This window comes from Dankookia sp. GCM10030260, from assembly GCF_042666655.1.
Taxonomy (GTDB): Bacteria; Pseudomonadota; Alphaproteobacteria; order Acetobacterales; family Acetobacteraceae; genus Paracraurococcus.
Genome location: NZ_JBHTDE010000004.1, coordinates 141,019 through 165,890, shown reverse-complemented (window position 1 = coordinate 165,890; position 24,872 = coordinate 141,019). Strand labels below are relative to the sequence as shown.

Below are 24,872 nucleotides of genomic sequence, written 5' to 3'. Positions count from 1 at the left end.
GGATCGGGGGAGGAAATGCTGCTTCCCCGCCAAGCTCGCCCGGCGGGAAGTCCGGCGGGACACCCGATCCCGGCCCTCAGCGCAGCACCACATCCTGGTCGGTGAACCGTACCAGTTCGATGCCCACCAGCCGGTCCGTCCCCGCCGGCCCCACCGCCAGCCAGTTGCCGTCCGACTGCCGCACCAGCACCGTTGCGGCCCGCGCCCCGCCGAGCACCGCCAGATCCGCCCCGGCGCCGCCATCCAGCAGATCATTGCCGCCGGCGCCGAACAGCGTGTCCGCCCCTCCGCCACCGCGCAGCGTATCCGCGCCGTTCAGGCCGAGCAGCCAGTCACCGGCTGCCCCGCCGACGATCGATTCGCGTTCGAACCCGCGCAGCAGGGTGGTCAGGCCGCCGCCCGACAGGACGAATTCCGCCCCGTTGGAATCCAGCCGCAGCGGCACCGTCGCGGCCGCCCGGCTGACCGAGGCGAAATCCTCCCCCGGCCCGCCATCCAGCAGCACCCCCCGGTCGGAGGAGATCAGCGTGTCGTTGCCGGCGCCGCCGTACAGCGCGTCGAGCCCGGCATGGCCGTCCATCGCGTCGTTGCCGGCGCCGCCGGCCAGCGTGTCGTCGCCGGCGCCGCCGCGCAGCGTGTCGTTGCCCGCCTGCCCGGCCAGCAGGTCCCGGCCGTCGCCGCCCTCCAGCACGTCGCCGGCCGCGCCGCCGGACAGCGTGTCGTCGCCGCCGGCGCCCAGCAGGGTCGCGGCCGTGGCCAGGCCGGCGGGCAGCAGCAGGGCATCGGCGCCGGCGGCACCCTCGAAGCGCTCCATCGCCACCGGCGCGTGCGTCCGCAGGTCGAGCAGGTTGGGCCCGGCCGGTGCCACCCAGCGGTCCAGCCCGCCGCCGCCGTCGAGGCGGTCGGTGAAGCTGGCCACGTTGGCCAGGGCCAGGCTGTGCTGGCTGCCGTCGCCGAGGTCGAGCACCAGGCTGCCGCTGAAACGGCCATCCGCATCGGGCGAGACCAGGTCGTCGCCGGCACCGCCCTGCACCAGGTCGGCCCCCAGCCCCGGCTGCAGGGTGTCGTTGCCGCCGCCGCCCGCGAGCGTGTCGTTGCCGGCGCCCGCCTGCAGCAGGTTGGCGCCGTTGTGGCCGGCGAGGCTGTCGGCGAAGGGCGTGCCGCGGGCGTGGTCCATGAAGAGCAGCCGGTCGGTGCCGCCCCAGCCGTCCCGCGCCGAGCCGGCCAGCAAATCCAGCGCCACTCCGGCCGGGTCGCCACCATAGTCCGCCATGACCTTGGTCCCAGGGCCGGGGCCGCGCAGCGTGTCGTCCCCGGCCAGGCCGCGCAGCAGGGTGTAGATTCCGGCCAAGGCGAGGCCGGTCAGGTCATCGCCCAACCGCGAGCCCCAGGCGCCCTCGATGGCGCGCAGCAGGTCCTGGCCACCCCAAGGGTCGGTGGCGACGCCGGCGGTCAGGTCCACCACCGCACCACGCAGCGGCAGGTCGGAGCCCGGGGCGATGGCGTCATAGGCGGCAATGTCCTTGCCGGCGCCGCCATCCAGCGTGTCGTTGCCGGCGGCCCCGGCCAGCCGGTCGTTCCCCGCCCCGCCGCGGATGCTGTCGTCGCCAGCGCCGCCCACCACGGCCTCGATCGCGGTCAGGCTGTCGGTGCCGAGCGGCTTCGTGACCGTGCCGGCGCCGAGGTCGATCACGACCGTGCCGCTGCCGGCATAGCGCCATTCGTCGGTGCCGGCCCGGCCGTCGAAGACCTTGTCGCCGGCGGCGCCCGACAGGAAGATGTCGTCGCCGATCGAGCCCAGCACGGTATCGGCGAAGGCGGAGGTGACGGCGACCCGGCGGATCGAGACGAGCGTATCGGTGCCGCCCCAGCCGTCCTGCGCGGTGCCGGCGGCGAGGTCGATCCGCGCCGCCGCCGGGCTCGTGGCGTAGCTGGCCTGGACGCCTGCGCCGTTGACGCCGGCCAGGGTGTCGTCGCCGGCGCGGCCTTCGAGGCTCGTGGTGAACAAGCCGATGCCGGCCGCGGCGGCGTCCAGCCGGTCGGCCCCGCCGGTGCCGATGAAGGCCTGGATGCCGCTGACGGTATCCGTGCCGCCGGCCGACTTCGCCACGGTGCCGGTGCCAGGCCCGGTCAGCACCAGCACGACGCTGCCGCCGATCCCGGCGTAGCTCAGCGCATTGCCCGCCCCGGCGCCGCCGGCGATGCGGTCGCTGCCGGCGCTCGCCTGGAAGGCCTCCATCACGCTGCCGCCGGTCAGGGTGTCGTCGCCCCCGGTGCCGGCGCGCTCGACACCGGGGCGGAGGATCGAGAGGAAGGTGCCGGCCGCGAAATCCTCCGGCCCGATCGCTACCGGCTGGGTCGAGGAGCCGATGCGCCAGACCGCATCCGCGGCATCCACCCGCCCGTTGCGGTCGAGGTCGAGCACCAGCCAGCCGCCGGCCGGCACGGTGCCGCCCGCCAAGGCCGGGACCCAGAAGACCTGATAGGCGCCGGTCACCCCGGTCGGCTGCGCCGGCAGCAGGGTGCCGAGCGGCAGGGACGACAGCGGCCGCGTGGTGCCGCCCCACAGCAGGGCGCGGGCAATGCCGTCGGCCCCGGCATAGGTCCCGGCATCGATATCCAATAAGGCGTCGCTGAGCCGCAGCCGGTCGCCCTCGGCACGGGAGAAACCGAGCAGCAGGTCCATGCCGGGCTGGGTGGACCAGGCCGCCTCCCCCATCGCCTGCAACAGGAAGCCGTCGGCGCCGGCGCCGCCCAGCATGGTATCGGCGCCGAGGCCGCCCTCCAGGCTGTCGTTGCCCTCGCCACCCGCGAGGCTGTCGTTGCCGAGGCCGCCCTGCAGCAGGTCGTCGCCGGTGCCGCCCAGCAGCGTGTCGTTCCCCGCCCCGCCGACCAACGCATCCGGCCCGGCGCCGCCGTCCAGCGCGTCGCTGCCCTCGCCGCCGTCGATACTGTCGAAGCCGGCGCCGCCCGAGAGGCTGTCGGCGCCCGCGCCGCCCGCCAGCGTGTCGGCGCCCTCCGCGCCGGCCAAGCTGTCATTGCCGGCGAAGCCGTGCAGCCGGTCGTCGGCGATGGTGCCGTCCAGGCTGTCGGCGCCGGTGGTGCCGAGCGTCGCCAGGCCGCCAGGAAAAAAGGCGGCCGGGCCGATCGCAACCTTGAGCCGCACCACCAGGTCGGCAGCGCCGAGCAGCCCGTCGCGGTCGGCATCCAGCAGCAGCCAGCCGCCGCCGGCCAGGCCGGGCAGCCAGCGCAACAGGACGCCAAGGCCGCCGGTCACATCCGGCAGGGCGAGCCTGGCGACGGGCGCCGCGGCCGGCGCCAGCACGCCGCCCCAGCCGACCGGCAGCGGCGCTTGGCCGGGCAGGCCCCAGGTGCCGGTGGCGATCGGCCAGAGATCGGCGCCGACCGGCTGGGCGCGCAGCACCAGGCGGTCGCCCGCGGCAAGGTTGAAATCGAGGATGCGGTCGGGCGCGCCGAGGCTGGATTCGACCCCGGCGATGCCCTGCAGGACGAAGACGTCGGCGCCCGGGCCGCCGACCAGCGTATCGGCGCCGCCCCCGCCAAGCAGGGTATCCGCGCCGTCGCCGCCTTCCAGCAGGTCGCTCTCCGCGGTGCCGAGCAACGTCGCCATGTCCCTCCAGCCGCGGGCCGGAGGATGGCCCGCTGGCCACAGGGTTAGGCGATGCAGGCTTGCGGAAGGGTGAAGACGGTGCGCCTCAGAACCGCTTCAGCAACCGGTCGATGTATTCCAGCTCCTCCGCCGGCCGCTCGCGCTCCCCGCCCCGCTTGCGCAGTTCCTCCTGCAGCCGCCGCGTCCGCAGCAGCTCCGCCTCCTCCGGCACCCGAGTATCCGCGCCGTTGTCGGCATTGCCGTTCACGTCGCGCGAGCGCCGGCCGAGCGGGTCGCGCCCTTCGCCCTGGCCCTGCGCCTGGTCCTGGCCGTTGCCGCCGGGCTGGTTTTCGCCTGCCATGTCCTGCGGGTCGCCCTCGCCCTCGCCCTCCTGGCCCTGCTGGCCGAACTGGCGCTGCATGGATTGGGCCATCTGCTTGCCGCCCTCCTGCAGGGCCTTCAGTGCGCGCTGCTGCGCGTCCCGCGCATCGCCGCCCTGGCCGAGCGCCTCCTGCGCCTCCCGCATCGCCTGGTCGGCGCGGCCGAGGCCTTCCGGCACCTCCCCGGTCAGGTCGCCGAACTGCTGCATCAGCTCGCCCAGCGCCCGGCGGAGCGCCCGCTGGAGGCGCGCGTCCTGATCGCGCTGAGCCTGGTCCTGCGCGTTGGGCTGGCCCGGCTGCTGGCCCTGCTGGGCATCCGGCGGCCAGCGGAAACTCTGCGGGTTCAGCCGCTGCTGGCGGGTCTGCGCGGCCCGGTCGCGCTCGGCGCCCTCGGCCCGCTGGTGGCTGCGGTCGAGCATGTCCGACTCGCGCTTCACCATGTCCTGGACCACGCCCATCTGCTGCTGGCCCTTCTCGCGCTTCTGCTGCCGCTCCGGGCTCTCGGCCCGGGCAACCCGGCCCTCCTCCAGCGCCTTCAGCATCTCCTCCAGCTCGGCCAGCTCCTTCTTGGCGTCCTCGGGGCGACCTTCCTTGGCGGCCTGTTCCATCCGTTTGGTCTTCCGGTCCATCTCCTTCTGGTCGAGCATCCGCGACTGCGGGTCGAAGGGGATGGCCTCGGCATTCTCGCGCTGCAGCTTTTCGGCGAGCGCCTCAAGGTGCTGGCGGATGGCGTCGCGCAGCTCCTGGATGCGGCGCTGCAGCTCGGCGCGTTCCTCGCCCTGTTTCTGCTGCTCCTCCGGCGTCGTCGCCGGCTGGTCCTGCGCCTTGTTCTGCTCGGCCTGATCGAGCGCCTGGCGCAGGGCTTCGCGCGCCTGCTGCAGGGCGCGGGCGGTGCGGCCGTCGCGGCCTTCCTCCAGCGCGATGGCGACCTGCCAGAGGATCTCCTGCACCTCCGGCACCGCAGTGGGCCGGCGGTCGACGATCAGCCTGGTCCGGGCGGTGCGCAGCGCCAGGTAGGTGGTAGTGTCGTGCTCGAAGGCCTCGGGCGCCGCGGCCACCGCTTCCAACTCGCGCCGGGCCGGGGCGCGGCGCTCGGGCTCGATCGACAGCTCCTTGCGCAGCGCGATGAGCCGCTTCGCCACCGGGTGGTTGAAGCTGCGCTCCGGCAGGGTCAGCCCGGCCACCCCGGAGGCGCCCTCCTGTCCTGCGCCGTCCTTGGCGAAGAGCCGCGCCTGCACGTCCAGCCCGGCCCAGGGATGGGAGGACAGGTCGGGCGTCGCCGCGCCCTTGGCCTGCTTCGCCTGGCCCGAGGGCAAGGGCAGGTCGACCAGCAGCGGCGGCGCTTCCGGCCGCGCCTTCAGCCGGAGTTCGGCGCGCAGCGCGGCGAGGCCCCAGTCGTCCTCCGCCTTCCAGGGCAGCCGCGTGCCGAGGCCGCGGGCGGCGCGGCCGGGCGGCTCGGTGAAGGCGATGGTCGGCGGCGCGTCGGCCTGCACGGTCAGTGCCCAATGGGCGAGCTCGGCCCCCTGGCGGCGGACCGCGAGGCGGCCGCCGCGCTCCAGCACCGCCTCGGCGGTGAAGCTGGCGGCATCCAGCGCACGGAACGGCGTGGCGCCGGCATCCAGCAGCAGGTCGGGCGCCGCGCCCTGGCCGCCGGAGACGCTGACCTGCAGCTTGCTGCCGACCGGCGCGGTGGCGGCGCCGCCGGCGGGGTCGAGGAAGATCGGCGCGGCGCCGGTATAGGCCGGCGGCGTCACCCAGGCTTCCAGTTTCAGGACGGGGGTCGGCGCCGGGCCGGCGAAGGCCGGGGTGACCGCGCGGCGCAGGCGCTCCGGCGCCTCGGCGCCGGCGACGGTCAGGGCGGCGATCATGCCGAGCACCACGGCGGCGCGCAGCGCGCGTGGGTCGCGGGTGGGCAGGCCGGGGCGCGGGGTGCCGATCCGCAGCCGCCGGATCTGCGCCGCGGCACGCTGCTGGTGCACCTGCCAGAGCGCGAGGCCGGACGGGTCATTGCCCGAAGGCCGATCGGACAGCGCCGCCAGCGGCCGGTGCCGCAGCCCCGACATCTGCTCCAGCCGCCGCTCCGCGCCGCTGTCGTCGGGCAGGCGGAAGCCGCGGAAGGCCTGCCGGCCGGCCCAGCCGAGCAGCCCGGCGACGCCCAGCAGGAACAGGATGTGGACCATGCCGGGAAGCTGCTGCGGCAGGTCGAGCAGGGCGACGACGAGGAACAGGCCGATGATGCCGAGGACCGGCCAAGCCCTTGGCCATACGGCCTCCCAGAACAGGGCGAGCCGCGCGAGGCGGCGCCGGCGCCGGAGCGCCGCGGCGAGCCCTTCGGGGGTGTTGCCCCCCGGGGCTGCCGGCCCGGCGGGGCTCAGGGGGAGCTCTCCTCGAGCCAGGCCGGGATCCGGTTCCCGGCGAGCAGGGCTTCGTAGGATTGCCGGTCGCGGGTGACGGCGAAGCGGGTGCCGTCCACCAGGACCTCGGCCGCCAGGGGCCGCATGTTGTAGGTGCTGCTCATCGCCGCGCCATAGGCTCCCGCATCGAGGAAGGCGACCAGTGCGCCCGGGGTCATAGATGGCAACGCCCGGCCGCGCGCAAAGGTGTCGCCGGTCTCGCAGACCGGGCCGACCACGTCCGCCGGCGAGACCGGGGCGACGAAATCGACCGGGCCGACCGGCAGGATGCCGTGCCAGGCCTCGTACATCGCCGGGCGGATGAGGTCGTTCATGGCGGCGTCCAGCACCAGGAAGCGGCGGTCCGCCCCCTGCTTCTGCAGGATGACCGAGGCCAGCAGCAGGCCCGGGGGGCCGGCGATCCAGCGGCCCGGCTCCAGCATTACCGGCAGGTCGAGGTGGCCGAGGCTGGCCTTGATGGCGCCGGCCAGGGCCTCGGGCGAAGGCGCCGGCTCGTCGCGGTAGGGGATGCCCAGGCCGCCGCCGCAGTCGACATGCTTCACCGGCAGCCCGGCGGCCCAGAGCGTCTCGACCAGCTCGGCCAGCCTTGCATAGGCGGCGCGGTAGGCGGCCATGCCGCTCGTGATCTGGCTGCCGATATGGGTGGCGACGCCGACCGGCTCGAGCCCGGGGAGTGCGGCGATCCGGGCATAGAGGGCGGGGGCGTCGTCGATGGCGACGCCGAATTTGTTCTCCGACCGGCCGGTGGTGATCTTGGCGTGGGTCCGGGCATCGACGTCGGGGTTGACCCGCAGCGCGACACGGGCGGTGCGGCCGAGCGAGGCAGCCAGCGCCGAGAGCATCGCGGCTTCCTCGGCGGATTCGATGTTGATCTGGGCGATGTCCTCGGCGAGCGCCAGGCGCAGCTCCCGCTCGGTCTTGCCGACGCCCGAGAAGACGATGGCCGCGGCGGGGATGCCGGCGGCGCGGGCGGCCCGCAGCTCGCCCTCCGAGACGACGTCGGCGCCCAATCCCTCGGCGGCGAGGACCCGCAGCACCGCGAGGCTGGTATTGGCCTTGACCGCATAGTGGATGCCGGCCTGCAGCCCGGCGCCGGTCAACGCGGCCTTGAGCGCGCGGGCGCGGCGGCGGAGCGCGCCGGCTGAATAGACCCAGGTAGGGGAGCCGGCGACGGCGGCGATGCGGGCGAGCGGCACGCCCTCCACCACCAGCCCATCCATCGCGTGCATGGAGAGGTGCGGCCGCGCGGCGAGAAGCTCGGCGAAGCTGGGATCGGGGTCGGCGGAGGGGAGCGGGAGCGGGGCGGCCATGCCCCATTGTGCGGCGCGGGAGGGGGGCGGGACAAGCGGCGCGTGAGCACCGACCGCATCCCGCCCTCGATCAGGCGTAGGCCGGCCGCTCCCGGCCGCGCCGCCGCAGCACCAGCAGCCCGGCGATGACGATCGTCACCATGTTCCAGGCGATCCCGTTCGCCACCGCCGCGCGGTAGGACCCGGTCAGGTCGAAGGCCAGCCCCGACATCCAGCCGCCGATCGCCATGCCGACCAGCGTCGCCGACAGCGCGATGCCGACCCGGACGCCGACCTGGCTCGCCGGCACGTTCTCCCGCACGATCACCGCGTAGGTGGACACGATCCCGCCCTGGAACAGGCCGAAGATGCCGGACACGATGTACAGCGACACCAGCCCGTCGAAGGGCAGGAACAGCGCCAGCGCCACCGCCTGCAGGGAGGCCGAGAGCAGCAGCGTGGCCGTGCTGCCGATGCGGTCGAGGATGACGCCGAAGCCGAGCCGGCTGACCACGCCGCAGGCCAGCATGACCGAGAGCATCTCCGCCCCCCGCGCCGGGCCGTAGCCGAGGTCGACGCAATAGGCGACGATATGGACCTGCGGCATGGCCATGGCGATGCAGCAGGCGATGCCGGCGATGCCCAGCATCGCCTGCAGCGTGTTGGGCTTGAGGCCGAGCGGGCTGGCCGCCGCCGCATCGGCCACGACCCGCACCGGCGCCTGCCGCGGCGGCGGCCGGCGCAGGACGAGGACCAGCGGCAGCATCAGCACGAGGCAGGCGATGCCGATCACCACATGTGTGTGCCGCCAGCCGTATTCGGCAATGCCGGCCTGCACCAGGGGCGGCCAGACGGCACCGGCGAAGTAGTTGCCGCTGGCGGCCAGCGAGACGGCGAAGCCACGCCGCTGGCGGAACCACAGCGAGGTATCGGCGACCAGCGGCCCGAAGGTCGCGCAACTGCCGAGCAGGCCGATCAGCCCGCCGTGCAGGATGGCGAATTGTGTCATGCTGGTCGCCTGCGCCGCGAGCACGTAGCCGGCCGCGAGCGCGAAGATCCCGATCAGCACCGGCACCCGCACGCCGAAGCGGTCGGACAGCTTGCCCATCAGGATGCCGCCCACGGCGAAGCCGAGCGTGGTCAGGGTATAGGGCAGCGCCGCATCGGCCCGCGCGGTACCGAACTCCGCCTGCACCGCCGGCAGCGCCACCACGATGGACCAGAGCCCGACACCGCCCAGCGTGCTGAGCAGGACGGAGGCGGCGAGCCGCATCCAGGCATAACGGCTGTCCACGCCAGCCTCGGCGTGGTGCGTGACAGGCATGCGTTCCTCCCGGCGTCTCGGCGCCAGGCTGGAGCATCGCAGTTGGGGGCACGCTTGGGGAGGGGGCCAGGATGCCGGTGGGCAAAACCTGGCGGGTGGCAGCCATCGTCCCGGCGCGGACCGCAGCGCCTGTCCGGCCGTCGCAACCCAGGCCGCCCCGCCGGCTTCGGGGACGACGCAAGGCATCGGAACCAGTGCGCTGGCCTCTGTTGGATCGTGCGATTCAAGCGTTTCGGCGAGTCCGCCCCAAGGCCATCGCGCTCTAATCGGCAACCGACATGACGGGCCTTCCTTCGGGCAGCGAGCGAATGAACGCTACGATTCTGTCGGTGACCAGTTGCGGCGCGACGACAATGGATTGTCCGTGATCCGCGCCGGGGATGCGCAGGAGGTCCCTCGGTCCCGCCGCGGCCAGGAAGATGCGCGTCGAATGCTCCGGCGGCACCACCGTATCCGCCGCGCCGTTGATGATCAGGAGAGGGCGCGGCCCGAGATGCCCTGCCGCCGCCTCCGCATCGACCAGGGTCTGCATACCCTGGTGCGCCATGGCTAGCCTGACCACCGCGTCGCCCCACCAGTTCACCAACGCCGCGGGCGGATCGAGCCCCAGGCGTCCGAACCGACGCCGCAGAATGGCTGCGCGGAATGCAAGGAAGCTGGCCACCGGATCCTCCGCGATCACCGCTGCCACCCGCGGATTTTGCGCGCCTGCGATGATCGCCGCCGTGGCACCCAGCGAGACGCCCATCAACACCATGGTCCGGTAGCCCCGGCGCCATAGCTCGGCGACTGCGCGATCGGCATCCTCGGCTTCCCGCATCCCCAGGCCTGAGCCGCGGCCGGCTCCGTCGCTCAGGCCGTTCTCCCGCAGGTCGACGGCGAGGACCGCGGCGCCGGCTTCGTGCAGCGCCGGCAGGAAGGGCAATGCATGCGTCCTGTCGCTGCCCGTACCATGGAGCCATACGACGGCCCGGGTCGCATCGGCAGCCCCGGGGACCAACCAGCCGCGGAGTGCCCCGCGGCCGTTATCCGTCAGTGTGACGTCGTCGAAAGCCAGCCGATGCCTGGTCCAGGGATCGTCATGGTAGCGGAAGCCCCGGGGCCTGGGATGGACATAGCCAGCCGGGTTGACCAGGGCGTCCCGAGCCACCCCGGCGGCGATGAGAAGGACACCGAGAGCCGTGATCGCACCAGCAGCGACGAGGATGCGCGATGTCATCTCCGGGGTCTGCCTGTCCTCCGCATGACGCGAGTATTGCACGTCCGGTCCGGCGAGCAGAACCGGTCTTTCCCGGATCCGTGCAAGCGCGCCACGGTCGGTGGCGCGCAGATTTCGGGCCGGCGGCTTTCATTGCTTGGCCAGTGTTTTTTCTCTGGATCGACCGTGACCCGGGTCTTTCCGACCTACCGGGAGGCGTCGCCGGTTTACCGGTGGATGCGGGGGGATGACGGCTGCGAAGCCTTCCGCTGCAAGGGGAGGGCAACGCCTTCGATCGGCTGCCGCCGGCGGAGACGAACCCGCCCCGGGCGCCAGCGCCGCGCATCAAGGGCGGGCCGGCGAGGCCGACCGGCCGAAGCCGGCCCGCTCAGCCCTGCTGCGCGCCGGAGGCGATGATCAATGGGCGGAGCTTCTCGTACTGCTGCACGCGGTAGTCGGCGACCTGCTCCGGCGTCGCCCACCAGGTCTCGGCGCCCTGGTCGAAATAGGCCTTCTTCAGGTCCTCGCTCTCCAGCGCCCGCTTCGACAGCGCGTTCATCCGCGCCACCATCGCCGGCGGCAGGCCGGCCGGCGCGATCAGGCAGGTCCAGGAGACGATGTCGAAGCCGGGCAGGAATTCCGACAGGCTCGGCAGTTCGGGCGCCACCGGGCTGCGCTTCGCGCTGGTCACCGCCAGGGCGCGCACCTTGCCCTGGCGCGCCTGGGCGATGGCGCCAGGGATGTTGTCCAGCATGAACTGTACCCGTCCGGCCAGCAGGTCGATCATCGCCGGCGCCGCACCGCGATAGGGCACGTGCTGGATATCGAGCCCCGCGAGCTGGCCCAGCATGGCGCCCGAGAGGTGCAGCGTCGTCCCCGGCCCGGCCGAGCCGTACGAATACTTGCCGGGGTTCGCGCGCAGCAGCGCGATCAGCTCCGGCACCGTCCGCACCGGCAGGTCGTTGTTGACGATCAGCAGGTTGGGCAGCTTCCACAGCCCGGTGGCGAAGGTGAAGTCCTTGGCCGGGTCGAAGGGCAGGCTGGCCTTCAAGGTCGGCGAGATGGCATGCGAGGCGATGCCGCCGAGCCCGATGGTCAGCCCGTCCGGCCGCGACCGCGCCACCGCCTCCACGCCGATGTCGCCCCCGGAGCCGCCGCGGTTCTCGACGACGAATTGCTGGCCGGTGATCTCCGTCATCTTCTGGCACCACAGCCGCGAGAGCGTGTCGGTGGACCCGCCCGGCGGGTAGGGGTTGATGTAACGGATCGCCTGGTTCGGCCAGTCGGCGCCCGGGGCCTGGGCACGCGCCAGGGCGGGGGCGGCCAGCGCGGCGGCCAACAGGGCGCGGCGCGGCAGGCCCGGACGGGGTCGGCTGTTCGGCATGGCATTCCTCCCTCCCGGCTCTGCGTCCGGGTGATGGTACAGGGTAGCGCAGCGGCGCCGGCGGTCGAGGCTCAATCCACCTGAGCGCCCGAGGCCCGGATGATCGGCGCGAAGACCTGCTCGTTGGCGGCGCGGAAGCGGACCAGCTCCGCCCCGGTGACCGGCCAGACGATGGCGCCGTTCTCGGCATAGCGACCCGCCACCTCGGGGCTCTGCACGGCCTGGCGGGTCAGTGCCGTGATGCGCTCGGCCATCGCCGGCGGCAGGCCGGCCGGGGCCATGACGCCGCCCCAGGAGGTGATCTCGAAGCCGGGCAGGAATTCCGCCATGGCCGGGATCTCGGGCGCCTGCGGGCTGCGCATCGCGCCGGTGACGGCCAGCGCCCGCACGCGGCCTTCCTTCGCCTCCTGCAGGGCCTGCGGGATGTTGTCGAAGATCATGTCGACCCGGCCGGCGATCAGGTCGATATGCGCCGGCGCGCCGCCCCGGTAGGGCACGTGGATCATCTCCAGCCCCGCCATGGCCGCGAACATCGCGCCCGAGAGATGCACCGTCGTGCCCGACCCGGAGGAGGCATAGGAGTGCTTGCCCGGGTTGGCCTTCACCAGCGCGATCAGCTCCGGCACCGTCTTCGCCGGCACGGACGGATGCACCACCAGCAGGTTCGGCAGTTGCCAGAGCCCGCCGAGATAGATGAAGTCCTTGTTCACGTCGAAGGGCAGCCGCTTGTAGAGCGTCGGCCCGATGGCCAGCGGGGCGACCGAGGCCAGGCCGATGCTGCGGCCATCGGGCGTGGCGCGGGCGATGGCCTCGGTGCCGATGTTGCCGGCCGAGCCGCTGCGGTTCTCGACGATGAATTGCTCGCCGGTGATCTCCGCCATGCGCTGGCACCAGATGCGCGAGAGGATGTCGGTGCCGCCGCCGGGCGGGAAGATGCCGATGAAGCGGATCGGCCCGTTCGGCCAGATGCCCTGCGCCACGGCGGGCGCCGCCAGCGCCGCCAGTCCCGCTGCAATCGCATTGCGGCGCGTCAACCGATCCATCCCGACATTCCCTCGACGTGCCGGCTTGGTGCCGGGCATCACTGCCAAGGTGTCACGAAAACCCGGGTCGCTGGCAAGCCCCTACCGCGGCTGGGAGGCCGGTGCCATGCCGGTGGCCGGGTCCGGCTTCGGCAGCGCGTCGTAACGCGGATAGCTGCGGGGAAAGGTGACCGCCTCCTTCGGGCCCGGCACCCGCGGCGGCCCGGCGCGGCCGCAGCCGGCGAGCACCGCCAGGGCCAACAGGGCGAGCAGCGGCCGGGTCATGCCGGCGGTCATACCAACCGCTCCCGCCACTCGGCCGCCATGCGGGCGACATTGGCCGGCGCCGTGCCGCCATAGGACCGGCGGGAGGCGACCGAGGCCTGCACCGTCAGCACGCCGTAGATGGCCTCCCCGATGCGCGGCTCCTCGGCCTGCATCTCGGCCAGCGTCAGGCCGGCGAGGTCGCTGCCTTTGGCCTCGGCCCTGGCGACCAGCCGGCCGGTGACGTGGTGGGCGTCGCGGAACGGCATGTGCAGCTCCCGCACCAGCCAGTCGGCCAGGTCGGTCGCGGTGGAGAAGCCGGCGCCGGCGGCCTGTTCGAGCCGCGCCACGTTCGGCTGCATGTCGCGCACCATGCCGGCGACGGCAGCGAGCGAGAGGGTGAGGTTCTCGGCGGCGTCGAAGATGCCTTCCTTGTCCTCCTGCATGTCCTTGAAATAGGTCAGCGCCAGGCCCTTCAGCACGGTCAGCAGCCCGACCAGCGCGCCGGTGATGCGGCCGGTCTTGCCGCGGACCAGCTCGGCAGCGTCAGGATTCCGCTTCTGCGGCATGATGGAGGAGCCGGTGGTGAAGGCGTCCGACAGCTTGACGAAGCCGAAATAGGGGTTGGTCCAGATCACGATCTCCTCGGCGAAGCGGGAGAGATGCGTGGCGCACATGGCGCAGGCGAACAGGAATTCGGCGGCGAAGTCGCGCGACGCCACGCTGTCGAGGCTGTTGCGCGTCGGCCCATCGAAGCCGAGCGCGGCCGCCGTCATGTGCCGGTCGATCGGGAAGCCGGTGCCGGCGAGTGCCGCGGCGCCGAGCGGGCTCTCGTTCATTCGCGCGCGGCAGTCGCGCAGGCGGGACAGGTCGCGCGAGAGCATCTCGACATAGGCCAGCAGATGGTGGCCGAAGGTGACGGGCTGGGCCGGCTGCAGGTGGGTGAAGCCGGGCATCACGGTGGCCGCGTGCTCCTCGGCCCGGGCCACCAGGGCGCGCATCACGTCCTCGACCTGGCCGGACAGGCCGTCGATCGCGTCCCGCACCCAGAGCCGCACGTCGAGCGCCACCTGGTCGTTGCGGCTGCGCCCGGTGTGCAGCCGCTTGCCCGCCTCGCCGATCGCCTGGGTCAGCCGGGCCTCGATGTTCATGTGGATGTCCTCGAGGCCCTCGTCCCAGGCGAAGTCCCCGGCCTCGATCCGGGCGGCGATGGCGCCCAGCCCCTCGCGGATGGCGGCCTCGTCAGCCGCCTCGATGATCCCTACATGGGCCAGCATGGCGGCATGGGCGAGGCTGCCGGCGATGTCCTGCCGCCACATCTTGCGGTCGAAGCCGATCGAGGCGTTGATCGCCTGCATGATGGCGGACGGCCCGGCGGCGAAGCGGCCGCCCCATTGGGAGTTGCTGGTCACGATGCTTTCCGGTCTCGATATGCCCCGCCGGGGCCTGCTGCTGGCGGCGGGCGCGACCCTAGCCGCCGCACCGGGAGGGCGCAAAGCCCGGGCGGCGGGGGCGATGGGCAAGCTGGCCGAGGACGGGCCGAAGCCGCTGCCGGAATTCGTCTTCCTGGATGCCGAGGGGCAGGAGCGGCGGGTGGCGGATTTCGCCGGGACCGGGCTGCTGATCAACCTCTGGGCCACCTGGTGCGCGCCTTGCGTCGAGGAGATGCCGGCGCTGGACCGGGCCCAGGCGGCGCTGCTGCCGGACGGCATCCAGGTGCTGGCCCTGTCCTCCGACCGCGGCGGGAAGGCGGTGGTGGAGCCCTTCCTGCGCGACAAGAAGATCGCCCGGCTGGGCCTCTGGCTCGACCCGCGCGGCGCGGCCGGGCGGGCGATGGGCGTGCGCGGCCTGCCGACCACGGTGGTGGTGGACCGGCAGGGGCGGGAGACGGCGCGGCTGGAAGGCGCGGCGGCCTGGGATGCGCCGGCGATGCTGGCGGCGGTGCGGCGGCTGGTCGGGCCGCCGGTGCGGAAGCCGGCGGAGGACGAGGCAAAGACCTGAGCGGCCGGAACCTGGCGCCTGGTACCCAGGGCGCCATCGCCGCTCCCGACCCAGGGCGGAGGTGGCGCTGTTCCATGGCACCGGGCATCGCGCCGCCCGTGGCCAATCCCCGGGGTTCAGCGAGGACACGACATGGACATCAGGCCGGTGCAGGATCTGGACGCCCCCGCCCTTGCCGATCTGCTCAACGAGATCATCGCTCGTGGCGGGACGACCGCGTTGGAGGAGCCTTTCACCCCGCGGGCCCTGGCCGACGCCATGCTGACGGGTCCCGACGTGATCTGCTGCTTCGTGGCGCAGGATGACGGCGGCAGCCCGGCGGGTTTCCAGTCGCTCGTTCGGGTCGAAGGCTTGCCGGACGGCATCGGCGACATCGCCACCTTCAGCCGCGTCGGATGGGTGCAGCAGGGCACGGGCTCCCGACTTTTCGCGGCGACACGAGAGGCGGCCAGACAGCAAGGACTGGCCGCGATCAACGCGACCATCCGCGCCGACAATGCGGGCGGTCTCGCCTTCTACAGCCGGCTGGGCTTCACGGATCATGCGATCCGTCGTGCGGTGCCGCTCCGCGACGGCACCCCCGTCGATCGCGTCAGCAAGCGCTACATCCTGCGGACCGGCGCCTGAGGCCTGCGCTGCACCCGACACGGCCCGCCTGCTGCGGGAAACATCAGCCCGATGTCGTGCGCTGGGCGGGCCTGCGCGGGACGATGATGTTCGGCACGATCACCTGCACCGGCTGGTCCTGCTGGTTGAAGGTCGTGCACCGCACCCGCAGCATCCCCTGCTCCGGCTTGCTGCGGCTCGGCTTCACCTCCAGCACCTCGGACTCCACCCGCAGCACGTCGCCCGGCCGGGTCGGCCGCGGCCATTCGACGCTTTCCATCCGCCCGCCGATCACCCCCCAGGCCGGGCGGAAGTCGCTGTCGACGATCAGCCGCATGGTGATCGACGCCGTGTGCCAGCCGCTCGCCGCCAGGCCGCCGAACAACGTCGCCTTGGCCGCCTCGGCATCCAGGTGGAAGGGCTGCGGGTCGTACTGCGCCGCATAGGCCAGGATCTCGGCCTCGGTCACCGTGTAGGCGGGGGAGCGGAAAACCTGCCCCGCGGCGAAATCCTCCAGGTACATGCGGTCCATCGGCGCGGCCCTCCCTCGCTCACCCGCTCAGCCTACCTTCGCCCCGCGCCGCGCCCAAAGCGCCAAGGCGAAGACGCCCACCGCCGCCGCCAGGAAGCCGCCGCGGTAGCCGACGACGGTCAGCCCCAGCCCGAAGGCCAGCGACCCGCCGCTCTGACCCAGGAACAAGGCCAGCGCGAAGGCGCCCACCGCGGTGCCGCGCGCCTCCGGCAGCGCCTCGGTCGCCATGGTCTGCAGCACGCCGTGGAACATGTAGAAGGCCAGGCCCAAGGCCACCTGCACCAGCGCCACCACCGGCCAGGACGGGGCGAAGGCGAGGACCGCCAGCAGCCCTGCCAGGCCGATGCCGCCCACCGTCAGCAGCCCCGATTCGCCGAAGCGCGTCAGCAGCGGCCGCGCGCCGCGGGTATAGGCGAAGGCGCCGAGGCCGAAGCCGGCCACCACCAGCCCGGCCTCGGCGGCGTTGCGGCCGAAGACCTCGATCAGGAAGGACCCGGTGAAGGGGAAGGCGCCACCGAACAGCAGGAAGCCGTCGAGGAAGGCCACCGCCATCAGCCAGCGTCCCGACGGCCGGCGCAGCAGGTCCAGATAGGCCGCCATCCCCCGCCCGCCCGCGCGCCCCTCATCGGCCCGCCACAGCCCGGGCCCCAGGCGGGATGCCAGGACCAGCCCGACGCCGATCGCCAGCAGCCCGAGCACCAGGAAGGGCGCCCGCCAGCCGGCGAATTCGGCCAGCACGCCGGAGACCGGCCCGGCCAGCAGTTGCGCCATGACCATGCCGGTCAGGAACCGGCTGATCGTCACCTGCCTTTCGGCATAGGGGACGCTGTCGGCGACATGGGCCATCAGCAGCGGGATCACCGCGCCGGCGAACAACCCGCACCAGGCGCGCAGCCCGACCAGCCCGGCGAAGCGCGTGGTGAAGTAGCTGGCGACCAGCCCCAGCCCGAAGAGCAGCACCGCGAAGACCGCGATCCGCACCTTGCCCAACCGGTCGCCGAGCGGCCCGGCAACCAGCTGCACCAGCCCGTAGGGCAGCACGAAGGCGGCAACAAGGATCGTCGCCTGCGCCACCCGCACGCCGAAATCGGCGGCGACGAGCGGCAGCAGCGGGTCCAGCATCCGCATCCCGGCGCCGGTGGTGAAGCCGGCCAGGGCGAACAGGGCGATGGGGATGGCGGGTGGCATGCCCGGCGGATAGGGCGGCCCCCGCCGCGCCGCGTCAAGCCGGCCGCGTCAGCCGGCGGCGGGGTCCAGCACCTCCGCCACCTTCTCCTTCTGCGGCCGCGGCAGCACCTTCATCAGCAGGATGAAGGCAGACAGCACCAGGCAGACGCCGTTGGTGATCATCAGCGGCCATTGCCAGAGCAGCACCCCATAGGCCAGCCAGAGCGAGAACCCGACGACGGTCACCGCATACATGCCGGCCGAGATCGCCTCGGTGTCCCGCGTCTTGATCACCTTCCAGGCCTGCGGCAGGAAACTGGTCGCCGAGCACAGCGTGGCAATCCCGCCGACGATGGTGGCGGCATCCGGCATGCGTTTTCTCCGTGTGGCGGCGCCGGCCATCAACCCCGGCGGGGGCGGCCGGTTCCGCCGCCGCGTTGACAGCGCGGCACCGGCCGGGGAGCCTGCCGCATGGACGAAACGCCGCCCCTGCTCGGCCAGGGCTTCCACTGGCAGGACCTGGCGGAGGGCCAGCGCTTCCGCACCTTCCGCCGCACCGTGACGGAGGCCGACCTGATCGGCTTCGTCGGCCTCACCGGCATGCAGGAACCGCTCTTCGTCGATGCCACGCTGGCCGGCGCGCTCGGCGCCCGGCCGGTGCCGGCGGCGCTGACCCATGCCCTGATCGAGGGCATCGTCCTTTCCGGCATGGCGCATGGCACCGGCCTCGCCCTGCTGGAGACCCATATCCGGGCGCGCGCGCCGGTCCGGGTCGGCGACACGATCGGGGCGGAGGTGGTGCTCACCGGCCTGCGCCCGACCTCCACCGGCAACCGCGCCGTGGTGACGAGCGAGATCACGATCAGGAACCAGAGGGGAGAAACGGTGATGGACTACACGGTGAAGCGCCTGCTGGCGGGCCGGCCCTGATGCGCCGCCGCATGCTGCTGGGCGCGGCGCTCGCCGCCCCTGGCCTCGCCCGCGCCCAGGACAGCAGGCCGATCCGCCTGGTCATCGCCTTCCCCGCCGGCGGCCCGACCGACGTCATCGGCCGCCTGGTGGGGGAGAAGATGGGCCGCGCCCTCGGCCAGACCGTGGTGATCGAGAACCGCGGCGGCGCCAACGGCAACATCGCCGCCGATGCGGTGGCCAAGGCGGATGCCGATGGCAGCGTGCTGCTCTACAACACCTCCTCCATCGCCATCAGCCGGGCGCTCTACCGCAAGCTCGGCTACGACCTGCTGCGCGACCTGGTGCCGGTGGCGCTCACCGCCTCGGCGCCGTCGCTGCTGGTGGTGAACCCGGCCCTGCCGGTGCGCAGCCCGGCCGAATTCGCTGCCTGGGCGCGGGCCAATTCGGGTAAGATCAGCTACGGCTCCGGCGGGGTCGGCAACGTCTCCCACCTGCAGGCCTTCATGGTGATGCGGCACCTCGGCGTGGAGGCGGTGCACGTGCCCTATCGCGGCACCGCCGCGGCGCTGACCGACACCGCCTCGGGCAACGTGCAGTTCATGTCGGATGCCTTCAACACCGCCCTGCCGCTGGCGCGCGAAGGGCTGGTGCGGCCGATCGCCGTCTCCACCCTGAAGCGCGCGGCGCAGCTGCCGGACGTGCCCACCATGGCCGAGAGCGGCCTGCTGCCGCCGGGCAGCGACACCGGGATCTGGCAGGGCATCCTGGCGCCGGCCCGCACCCCGCCGGCGGCGATCGCCCGGCTCAACGCCGCGGTGAACGCCGCGCTGCGGGACGAGGAGGTGACGGCGCGGCTGGCCGGAATGGGCGCCTGGGCGACCGGCGGCACGGCGGAGGATTATGCGAAATTCCTCGCCGCCGAGATCGCGCTCTGGACCCGGGTGGTGCAGGAGAGCGGGGCGACGGCGGAGTAAGCAAGGCCGGGGAGAAGGTATTCTCCCCGGACCCCTCATCTGTTTTTCTGAGTCGATACTTGTCGCGCGGCAGGTGCCAAACCCAGAAAAAGGAGGAGTGGGGTTGGACGCGTGCGTCCAACGGGGAGGGAATACCTTTCCCCCCCCAAGCTTCCCTTACTTCCCCGCCTTCGGCAGCGCCCCGCACTGCTCCGCCGCCGCCGCGCCGGCGAAGCGCGCGTCGATCCAGGCCGCGGCCTCGCCCTCCCCGGCGACCATCGAGCCGTTGTGGTCCGCCCCGGCCACCGGGCTATAGGCCAGCCGTGTCCCCCGGGCGCAAAGCTGGCCGGCGAGGATGTCGGTCGCCGCCGGCATCACGGTGACGTCCGCGGTGCCCTGCAGGATCAGCACCGGCGCCGGCAGGCGCAGGCCGCCCGGCTCGTTCGCCGCCGCCGCCCGGGCCAGCGCGGTGTCGTCGGCATCGGCCAGGAATTGGTCACGGGCGATGGCGCCGGCCCAGTAGCCGCTGGTCAGCGCATGGGTCATGCAGCCCTGCTGCAGGTCCGGCAGGTGCACCAGCGCCGTCGGCGTCAGCAGCCGTCGCAGGTCGATGTCCCGATAGGTCGCGGCGAAGGATTGCAGCGCGTACAGCACGTAGGGCACCGAGAGCTGCACGTCGGCCGCCTGCCGCACCAGCGCCAGCCGGTCCATGATCTGCGAGCCCGGCGCAAAGGCCAGCGTGCCGACCTGGGTCAGCTCCGGCACCACCTCCGGCCCCAGCGCGCCGGCGAACAGCGCCACCTGACCGCCCTGGGAATGCCCCATCACCGCGTAGCGGGTACCGATCGCCGGCTCGATCCGCCGCGCCGCGCGCAGCATGTCGAGCGTGTTGCGCCCGGTCGGGCCGCCCTGCAGGAAAGGGTGCGGCCCGGGCGTGCCGAGGCCGATGTAGTCGGTCGCCACCACCGCATAGCCGCGCCGGACGAAGCCATCCAGCAGCCGGCGCAGCCCGGCGAGGTAGGGATGCTCTGGCCCCTCAGGCGTGTCGAGCGACGGCGCGCAGGCGGAGGCCAGGCCGGTGGTGCCATGCGCCCAGGTGATCACCGGCCAGCCGCCGGCGGGCGGCGTGCCGGGCGGGATCGCCACGGTGCCGGACACGGCCGCGGGTTTCCCTTGGGCATCGGTGGAGCGGTACAGCACCAGCAGGTTGCGCGCCGCAGAGGGCAGCGCCGCCTCGGCCGCCAGCGGCCGGGACCGGATGACCGCGCCACGCGCCCCGGGCGGCAGCGGGTCCGGCGGCAGGTAGAAGGCGGCGCCGGCAGGCTCGGCAAGCGCGGGCGCGGCCCAGAGCGCGGCCAGCAGCACCGCGTGGCGCAGGAACTTGAACGGCATCGGCATTCCCCCGGCAAGGCCGCGACCCAGGGTAGCGTAATGCGACCCGATATTCGCCTTATACGCCCAGGCCGGGAGGGTATGCTACTCGGCCGACTTACGCTCGCGCTCGCTCTCCGTCTTCAGCTGCCCGCAGGCCGCCTGGATGTCCCGCCCGCGCGGCCGGCGGATCGGGCTGGAATAGCCGGCATCGTTCAGGATGGCGGCGAAGCGGCCGGTCTGCTCGTAGCTGCTGGTCTGGTAGGGCGAGCCCGGCCAGGGGTTGAAGGGGATCAGGTTGATCTTGGCCGGCAGCCCGGCCAGCAGCCGCACCAGCTCGCGCGCCTCGGCCTCACTGTCGTTCACGCCCCGCAGCATGACATATTCGAAGGTGATCCGCCGGGCGTTGCTGGCGCCGGGATAGCGGCGGCAGGCATCCAGCAGCTCCTTGATCGGATACTTGCGGTTCAGCGGCACGATCTCGTTGCGCAGCTCGTCGGTCACAGCATGCAGCGACACGGCCAGGTTGACGCCCAACTCCTCGCCGCAGCGGTCCATCATCGGCACGACGCCCGAGGTGCTCAGCGTGATGCGGCGGCGGGACAGGCCGATGCCCTCGCCGTCCATGATGATGCGCAGCGCCTTCGCGGTGTTCTCGTAATTGTACAGCGGCTCGCCCATGCCCATCACCACGATGGTGGACAGCAGCCGCGGCTGGTCGTCCTTCGGGCTGGGCCATTCGCCGTAGCTGTCGCGGGCGGCCATGAACTGGCCGACGATCTCGGCGGCGCCCAGGTTGCGCACCAGTTTCTGCGTGCCGGTGTGGCAGAACCGGCAGGACAGGGTGCAGCCGACCTGGGTCGAGATGCAGACCGCGCCGCGGTCGGCGTGGCGGTCGGGGATGTAGACCGTCTCCACCTCCTGCCCGTCGCGCCAGCGGAACAGCCATTTGCGGGTCTCGTCGGCGCTGGTCTGCACCGTCGTCGCCGCCGGCCGGCCGATGACGAAGCGCTCGGCAAGTGCTGCGCGCAGCGGCCCGGCGATCGAGGTCATCGCGGCGAAGTCGGTGACGCCCTGGTGGTAGATCCAGTGCCAGAGCTGCTTGGCGCGGAAGGCCTTCTCGCCCATCGCCGCCAGCTCGGCGGCGAGCTCCTCGCGCGACAGGCCGACCAGCTCGCGCCGGCCGTCCGCGGTGGTGATCGGCGGCGGGTTGAAGATGGCGGTCTTGGCGAGGATCCGGTCGCGCTCGGCCGCCGTCAGCTCGGCCGTGGCGGGGGTGATGGCGTTCATCGCTTGCCCCCCGCGGCCGGGCATTCCTTCGAGATGGCGTCATAGGCCGCGCTGAAGCCGGCCAGCGGGAAGCTGTCGGCCACCGTTCCCTTGCCGTTGGCGCCGGGCGCCTTCATCACCGCGTCGCGGCCGTTGCGGAAGGCACGCACCGCCGCCGCCCCGTCGCGCGCCGCGGCGGTGGAGCCGGCGGTATAGAAGTTCAGGTCGGTGCCGCCCACCGTCACCGTCGCCTCCGCATTGCGCGGAAAGGCATAGCCGGCGGAGACGGTCACGGTGTCGCGCGCCGCCTGGCGGTGGGTGACGGTCAGCAACACGCCCTGCCGGGCGGGCTCCGACTTGCTCGGCCGGGCGAAGGCGTAACAGGTCTTTTGCCCGCCCTCGGAAAAGCTGGCCGCGGTCCAGGACTGGAACTCGCCCAGCTTCTGCGGGCGCGGCTGCGCCTCCGCAACGATCGGGGCGGCAACAAGGGCGGCGAGCAGGGCAAGGCGGCATTGCATACGCATCCCCGCTAGATACGGGGCCGCAGCCCCGCCAGCAACCGGTCTGGCCGCCCGGCCTGCCCCGCTTTATGCACCCCAGCCATGACCGATGCCGCCGACCGCCAGCTCGCCGCCCAGTACGAGGCCTACCCCTACCCCGCCCGCGACCCGCGCGAGGAGTCGAGGCGCCTGATCGTCGGCAGCCCGAGCCACCTGCGCGAGATCGACCACTGGATCTTCGGGAGCAGACGGCCCGCGACCACGCCATTGCGCGCCCTGGTCGCCGGCGGCGGGACCGGCGACGGCACCATCATGCTGGCGCAGCAGATGGCCTGGGCCGGGCGGCCGGGCAGCGTCACCTGGCTGGACCGCAGCGGCGCGGCGAAGGGAATAGCCGAGGCAAGGGCGGCGGCCCGCAAGCTGGACAACATCCGCTTCGCGGAGGGCTCGCTGCTGGAACTCGCCGGCTCCGGCCTCGGCCCCTTCGACTACATCGACTGCTGCGGCGTGCTGCACCATCTGCCGGACCCGCTGGCGGGGCTGCGGTCGCTGGTCTCCGTCCTGGCGCCGGGTGGCGGCCTCGGGCTGATGGTCTATGCGCCGCATGGCCGCACCGGGGTCTACATGCTGCAGGACGCGCTGCGGCTGCTGGCCCCGGCGGAGGAAGCCCCGGCCGCGCGGGTGGATGCCGCGCGGCGGCTGTGGCGCCAGGTGCCGGAGACCGCCTGGCTGAAGCGCAACCCCTGGCTGACCGACCATGTCTCGGGCGGCGATGCCGGCCTGTACGACCTGCTGCTGAACCCGCGCGACGTCGCCTTCAGCGTCCCGGCGCTGGATGCGCTGGTCCGCGCCGCCGGGCTGCGGATCGCCTGCTGGGTGGAGCCCGTCCGCTACGACCCGGACGTCTACCTGCCCGACCCGAAGCTGCGGGCCCGCACCGCCGGGCTCGACCCGGTGCAGCGCGCCGCCCTGGCCGAGGCGATCACCGGCAACATGGGCATCCACATCGTCTACTGCGTCCGAGCCGGGGACCCGGTGGCGGAACAGCCCTGGACCGACCCGGAGGCGGTGCCGGTGCTGCGCGAGATGGACGGGCCGACCCTGGCGAAGGGCCTGCCGAAGGATGGCACCCTGCCCTGCTCCTTCGACGGGCTGCGGGTGAGCCTGCCGCTGCCGCGGCTGGCGAACGCCATCCTGCAGCGGGTCGATGGGCGCCGCAGCTTCGGCGCCATCGCCGACGAATTGGCGGCGAACAGCGTGCCGCGCGAGCAGGTCTGGCGCGAGTTGCCGGCCTTGCGGCGGTCGATGGAGGCGATGAACCGGCTGCTGATCGCGGCGCCGCGGGCGTGAGGCGGCCCGATGGGCGCGGCGACCGGCACCCGCCCGCCCCGGCGACGCCCGCATGACCCCGATCATCATCTTCGGCGCCGCAGTCCGCCCGGACGGCAGCCCGAGCCCGGCGCTGCGCCGCCGGGTCGAGGCCGCCTTGCGCTTCGGCGCCCGGCGGCCGGACGCCTTCTACATCCCGACCGGCGCCCAGGGCCGGTTCGGCGAGGCCGAGTGCGCCGTGATGGCCACGCAATTGCGGCAGGCCGGGGTGCCGGCCGCGGCGATCCTCGAGGAGCCGACCGGGACGGATACCTTCTCCTCCGTCCTCGCCTGCCGGGTGCTGCTGCGCGGCCTCGGCCATGCCGGCCCGGTCTTCGCCGCGACCAGCCGCTACCACCTGCCGCGCTGCCTGCTGCTGCTGCGCCTGGGCGGGCTGCCGGCGCGGCCGGTGCCGATCGGCGCCTCCGGCAATGTCGGCCTGTTGCAGCGCTGGTACTGGCGGCTGCGGGAGATGCCGGCGATGCCCTACGACGCGGCGCTGATGCTGTGGGAACGCGCGCGGGGGCGATAGGGCGCTATTGCGGCGCCTCGGCCTTCTCCATCAGCGCCAGCCCCTCCATCGCCAGCCCATAGCCCAGCAGCTCCTGCATCCGCCGCTTCAGCACCTCGGTGAACATCAGCCTGGTGTAGCGCAGCAGCAGCGTCGGCTGCGCCGCCAGCCGCTCGGCATGTTCCCAGGCCCGGGCCAGCAGTCGGCCGGGCGGCAGCACCTCGTTCACCAGGCCGAGTTCCTTGGCCTCCTGCGCCGAGAGCGTCTGCCCGGTCAGCAGGAAGTAGCGGCCGCGATTCATCCCCATCAGCATCGGCATGACGATATGCATGCCGTCGCCCGGCAGCATCCCCGCCTGGAAATGCCCGGAATCCTGGAAGGCGGCGGTGTCCGCGGCCAGGACGATGTCGGACAGCAGCGGGATCTCGCAATGCCGCCAGGCCGGGCCGTTCACCGCGCTGATCACCGGCACCTCGATGTTCAGCAGGTTCATCAGCAGGGCGCGGCCTTCCCAGTGCACCCGGTCATAGGCATCCGCCGTCAGCCCCTGGGCGAGCGAGCGCGTCCCCGGCGTCGCCCGGATGCCGGAGAATTCCTCCCCCGTCCCGGTCAGGATCACCACCCGGTTGTCGCGGTCGCGCGCCACATCGGCGAAGGCGTCCGGCAGCTCGCCATGTGGGCCGAGGCCCCAGCGCAGCGGCCCGTCATTGGTGTGCAGCCGCATCTCGAGGATGCCGTTCTCCCGCCGCATCCGCAGGCAGGCATACTTGGTCGCATAGCTGTCGAAGCGGCTCATG

22 protein-coding genes are annotated in these 24,872 nt (G+C 73.0%); 6 read left to right on the top strand and 16 right to left on the bottom strand.

Annotated features, from left to right (window positions below):
- Window positions 1-76 precede the first annotated feature (76 nt).
- The 9 genes from ACFQS7_RS16360 to argH all read right to left on the bottom strand — a co-directional run bounded on the left by ACFQS7_RS16360 (window position 77) and on the right by argH (window position 14,297).
- Complete coding sequence (locus ACFQS7_RS16360; protein ID WP_380068173.1) at window positions 77-3,631, bottom strand: hypothetical protein; 3,555 nt, start codon at window positions 3,629-3,631, stop codon at window positions 77-79.
- Between the two features lie 85 nt (window positions 3,632-3,716).
- Complete coding sequence (locus ACFQS7_RS16355) at window positions 3,717-6,365, bottom strand: DUF4175 domain-containing protein (protein ID WP_380068385.1); 2,649 nt, start codon at window positions 6,363-6,365, stop codon at window positions 3,717-3,719.
- Window positions 6,362-7,714: a diaminopimelate decarboxylase gene (gene lysA, locus ACFQS7_RS16350; protein ID WP_380068172.1), complete on the bottom strand. Its 1,353-nt coding sequence runs from the start codon at window positions 7,712-7,714 to the stop codon at window positions 6,362-6,364. The genes ACFQS7_RS16355 and lysA overlap by 4 nt, the downstream gene beginning before the upstream one ends.
- A 70-nt stretch (window positions 7,715-7,784) precedes the next feature.
- On the bottom strand, window positions 7,785-9,017 hold the full coding sequence (locus ACFQS7_RS16345) for an MFS transporter (RefSeq protein WP_380068171.1): 1,233 nt from the start codon (window positions 9,015-9,017) through the stop codon (window positions 7,785-7,787).
- A 262-nt stretch (window positions 9,018-9,279) separates the two neighbouring features.
- Entirely contained in the window at window positions 9,280-10,236 is a 957-nt protein-coding gene (locus tag ACFQS7_RS16340) for an alpha/beta hydrolase (protein WP_380068170.1), read from the bottom strand.
- A gap of 367 nt (window positions 10,237-10,603) precedes the next feature.
- A complete protein-coding gene (locus ACFQS7_RS16335; protein ID WP_380068169.1) occupies window positions 10,604-11,599 on the bottom strand; it encodes a Bug family tripartite tricarboxylate transporter substrate binding protein in 996 nt (331 codons plus the stop codon).
- Between the two features lie 71 nt (window positions 11,600-11,670).
- Window positions 11,671-12,642, bottom strand: a complete 972-nt coding sequence (locus ACFQS7_RS16330) for a Bug family tripartite tricarboxylate transporter substrate binding protein (protein ID WP_380068168.1) — start codon at window positions 12,640-12,642, stop codon at window positions 11,671-11,673.
- 81 nt (window positions 12,643-12,723) lie between these two features.
- Window positions 12,724-12,918 carry a hypothetical protein gene (locus ACFQS7_RS16325; protein ID WP_380068167.1) on the bottom strand — a complete coding sequence of 65 codons (195 nt, stop codon included), beginning with the start codon at window positions 12,916-12,918 and terminating at the stop codon, window positions 12,724-12,726.
- Window positions 12,915-14,297: an argininosuccinate lyase gene (gene argH / locus ACFQS7_RS16320; RefSeq protein WP_380068166.1), complete on the bottom strand. Its 1,383-nt coding sequence runs from the start codon at window positions 14,295-14,297 to the stop codon at window positions 12,915-12,917. The genes ACFQS7_RS16325 and argH overlap by 4 nt, the downstream gene beginning before the upstream one ends.
- A gap of 19 nt (window positions 14,298-14,316) precedes the next feature.
- Here argH and ACFQS7_RS16315 point away from each other — a divergent pair, with 19 nt between their 5' ends.
- Both ACFQS7_RS16315 and ACFQS7_RS16310 read left to right on the top strand, forming a co-directional pair.
- Complete coding sequence (locus ACFQS7_RS16315; protein ID WP_380068165.1) at window positions 14,317-14,886, top strand: TlpA family protein disulfide reductase; 570 nt, start codon at window positions 14,317-14,319, stop codon at window positions 14,884-14,886.
- A gap of 132 nt (window positions 14,887-15,018) precedes the next feature.
- Entirely contained in the window at window positions 15,019-15,513 is a 495-nt protein-coding gene (locus tag ACFQS7_RS16310; RefSeq protein WP_380068164.1) for a GNAT family N-acetyltransferase, read from the top strand.
- A 43-nt stretch (window positions 15,514-15,556) separates the two neighbouring features.
- Here ACFQS7_RS16310 and ACFQS7_RS16305 read toward each other — a convergent pair whose 3' ends face one another.
- The 3 genes from ACFQS7_RS16305 to ACFQS7_RS16295 are packed head-to-tail and all read right to left on the bottom strand — an operon-like array spanning window position 15,557 to window position 17,563.
- The gene (locus ACFQS7_RS16305; RefSeq protein ID WP_380068163.1) at window positions 15,557-16,024 is read right to left on the bottom strand and encodes a MaoC family dehydratase; all 468 of its coding nucleotides are present in this window, start codon (window positions 16,022-16,024) and stop codon (window positions 15,557-15,559) included.
- Window positions 16,025-16,051: 27 nt separating this feature from the next.
- The gene (locus tag ACFQS7_RS16300) at window positions 16,052-17,212 is read right to left on the bottom strand and encodes an MFS transporter (RefSeq protein ID WP_380068162.1); all 1,161 of its coding nucleotides are present in this window, start codon (window positions 17,210-17,212) and stop codon (window positions 16,052-16,054) included.
- A 48-nt stretch (window positions 17,213-17,260) separates the two neighbouring features.
- Window positions 17,261-17,563 (bottom strand): SemiSWEET family sugar transporter, encoded by a 303-nt coding sequence (locus ACFQS7_RS16295; RefSeq protein WP_380068161.1) that lies wholly within the window; start codon window positions 17,561-17,563, stop codon window positions 17,261-17,263.
- Window positions 17,564-17,662: 99 nt separating this feature from the next.
- Between ACFQS7_RS16295 and ACFQS7_RS16290 the strand changes: the two genes are divergently transcribed.
- Both ACFQS7_RS16290 and ACFQS7_RS16285 read left to right on the top strand, forming a co-directional pair.
- Window positions 17,663-18,121: a MaoC family dehydratase gene (locus tag ACFQS7_RS16290; protein ID WP_380068160.1), complete on the top strand. Its 459-nt coding sequence runs from the start codon at window positions 17,663-17,665 to the stop codon at window positions 18,119-18,121.
- Window positions 18,121-19,077 carry a Bug family tripartite tricarboxylate transporter substrate binding protein gene (locus tag ACFQS7_RS16285; protein ID WP_380068159.1) on the top strand — a complete coding sequence of 319 codons (957 nt, stop codon included), beginning with the start codon at window positions 18,121-18,123 and terminating at the stop codon, window positions 19,075-19,077. The genes ACFQS7_RS16290 and ACFQS7_RS16285 overlap by 1 nt, the downstream gene beginning before the upstream one ends.
- A 156-nt stretch (window positions 19,078-19,233) precedes the next feature.
- Here ACFQS7_RS16285 and ACFQS7_RS16280 read toward each other — a convergent pair whose 3' ends face one another.
- From ACFQS7_RS16280 to ACFQS7_RS16270, 3 genes are all read right to left on the bottom strand, one after another.
- On the bottom strand, window positions 19,234-20,448 hold the full coding sequence (locus ACFQS7_RS16280; protein WP_380068158.1) for an alpha/beta fold hydrolase: 1,215 nt from the start codon (window positions 20,446-20,448) through the stop codon (window positions 19,234-19,236).
- Window positions 20,449-20,532: 84 nt separating this feature from the next.
- Window positions 20,533-21,717: a 23S rRNA (adenine(2503)-C(2))-methyltransferase RlmN gene (gene rlmN, locus ACFQS7_RS16275; RefSeq protein ID WP_380068157.1), complete on the bottom strand. Its 1,185-nt coding sequence runs from the start codon at window positions 21,715-21,717 to the stop codon at window positions 20,533-20,535.
- Window positions 21,714-22,220 carry an invasion associated locus B family protein gene (locus ACFQS7_RS16270; protein WP_380068156.1) on the bottom strand — a complete coding sequence of 169 codons (507 nt, stop codon included), beginning with the start codon at window positions 22,218-22,220 and terminating at the stop codon, window positions 21,714-21,716. Before ACFQS7_RS16270 ends, rlmN begins: the two co-directional genes overlap by 4 nt.
- Before the next feature lie 78 nt (window positions 22,221-22,298).
- Between ACFQS7_RS16270 and ACFQS7_RS16265 the strand changes: the two genes are divergently transcribed.
- On the top strand, window positions 22,299-23,546 hold the full coding sequence (locus ACFQS7_RS16265) for a class I SAM-dependent methyltransferase (protein WP_380068155.1): 1,248 nt from the start codon (window positions 22,299-22,301) through the stop codon (window positions 23,544-23,546).
- A gap of 52 nt (window positions 23,547-23,598) precedes the next feature.
- Window positions 23,599-24,096, top strand: coding sequence for a YdcF family protein (locus tag ACFQS7_RS16260; protein WP_380068154.1), 498 nt, complete (start codon window positions 23,599-23,601; stop codon window positions 24,094-24,096).
- Between the two features lie 4 nt (window positions 24,097-24,100).
- Here the strand turns inward: ACFQS7_RS16260 and ACFQS7_RS16255 are convergent, their stop codons facing one another.
- Entirely contained in the window at window positions 24,101-24,871 is a 771-nt protein-coding gene (locus ACFQS7_RS16255) for an enoyl-CoA hydratase/isomerase family protein (protein ID WP_380068153.1), read from the bottom strand.
- Window position 24,872 lies beyond the last annotated feature (1 nt).

Excerpts from the sequence above, each read along its gene's own strand:
- ACFQS7_RS16360 (WP_380068173.1), bottom strand. The coding sequence starts at position 3,631 with ATGGCGACGTTGCTCGGCACCGCGGAGAGCGACCTGCTGGAAGGCGGC.
- lysA (WP_380068172.1), bottom strand. The coding sequence starts at position 7,714 with ATGGCCGCCCCGCTCCCGCTCCCCTCCGCCGACCCCGATCCCAGCTTC.
- ACFQS7_RS16345 (WP_380068171.1), bottom strand. The coding sequence starts at position 9,017 with ATGCCTGTCACGCACCACGCCGAGGCTGGCGTGGACAGCCGTTATGCC.
- ACFQS7_RS16340 (WP_380068170.1), bottom strand. The coding sequence starts at position 10,236 with ATGACATCGCGCATCCTCGTCGCTGCTGGTGCGATCACGGCTCTCGGT.
- ACFQS7_RS16335 (WP_380068169.1), bottom strand. The coding sequence starts at position 11,599 with ATGCCGAACAGCCGACCCCGTCCGGGCCTGCCGCGCCGCGCCCTGTTG.
- ACFQS7_RS16330 (WP_380068168.1), bottom strand. The coding sequence starts at position 12,642 with ATGGATCGGTTGACGCGCCGCAATGCGATTGCAGCGGGACTGGCGGCG.
- ACFQS7_RS16325 (WP_380068167.1), bottom strand. The coding sequence starts at position 12,918 with ATGACCGCCGGCATGACCCGGCCGCTGCTCGCCCTGTTGGCCCTGGCG.
- ACFQS7_RS16315 (WP_380068165.1), top strand. The coding sequence starts at position 14,317 with ATGCCCCGCCGGGGCCTGCTGCTGGCGGCGGGCGCGACCCTAGCCGCC.
- ACFQS7_RS16310 (WP_380068164.1), top strand. The coding sequence starts at position 15,019 with ATGGACATCAGGCCGGTGCAGGATCTGGACGCCCCCGCCCTTGCCGAT.
- ACFQS7_RS16305 (WP_380068163.1), bottom strand. The coding sequence starts at position 16,024 with ATGGACCGCATGTACCTGGAGGATTTCGCCGCGGGGCAGGTTTTCCGC.
- ACFQS7_RS16300 (WP_380068162.1), bottom strand. The coding sequence starts at position 17,212 with ATGCCACCCGCCATCCCCATCGCCCTGTTCGCCCTGGCCGGCTTCACC.
- ACFQS7_RS16295 (WP_380068161.1), bottom strand. The coding sequence starts at position 17,563 with ATGCCGGATGCCGCCACCATCGTCGGCGGGATTGCCACGCTGTGCTCG.
- ACFQS7_RS16290 (WP_380068160.1), top strand. The coding sequence starts at position 17,663 with ATGGACGAAACGCCGCCCCTGCTCGGCCAGGGCTTCCACTGGCAGGAC.
- ACFQS7_RS16285 (WP_380068159.1), top strand. The coding sequence starts at position 18,121 with ATGCGCCGCCGCATGCTGCTGGGCGCGGCGCTCGCCGCCCCTGGCCTC.
- ACFQS7_RS16280 (WP_380068158.1), bottom strand. The coding sequence starts at position 20,448 with ATGCCGTTCAAGTTCCTGCGCCACGCGGTGCTGCTGGCCGCGCTCTGG.
- rlmN (WP_380068157.1), bottom strand. The coding sequence starts at position 21,717 with ATGAACGCCATCACCCCCGCCACGGCCGAGCTGACGGCGGCCGAGCGC.
- ACFQS7_RS16270 (WP_380068156.1), bottom strand. The coding sequence starts at position 22,220 with ATGCGTATGCAATGCCGCCTTGCCCTGCTCGCCGCCCTTGTTGCCGCC.
- ACFQS7_RS16265 (WP_380068155.1), top strand. The coding sequence starts at position 22,299 with ATGACCGATGCCGCCGACCGCCAGCTCGCCGCCCAGTACGAGGCCTAC.
- ACFQS7_RS16260 (WP_380068154.1), top strand. The coding sequence starts at position 23,599 with ATGACCCCGATCATCATCTTCGGCGCCGCAGTCCGCCCGGACGGCAGC.
- ACFQS7_RS16255 (WP_380068153.1), bottom strand. The coding sequence starts at position 24,871 with ATGAGCCGCTTCGACAGCTATGCGACCAAGTATGCCTGCCTGCGGATG.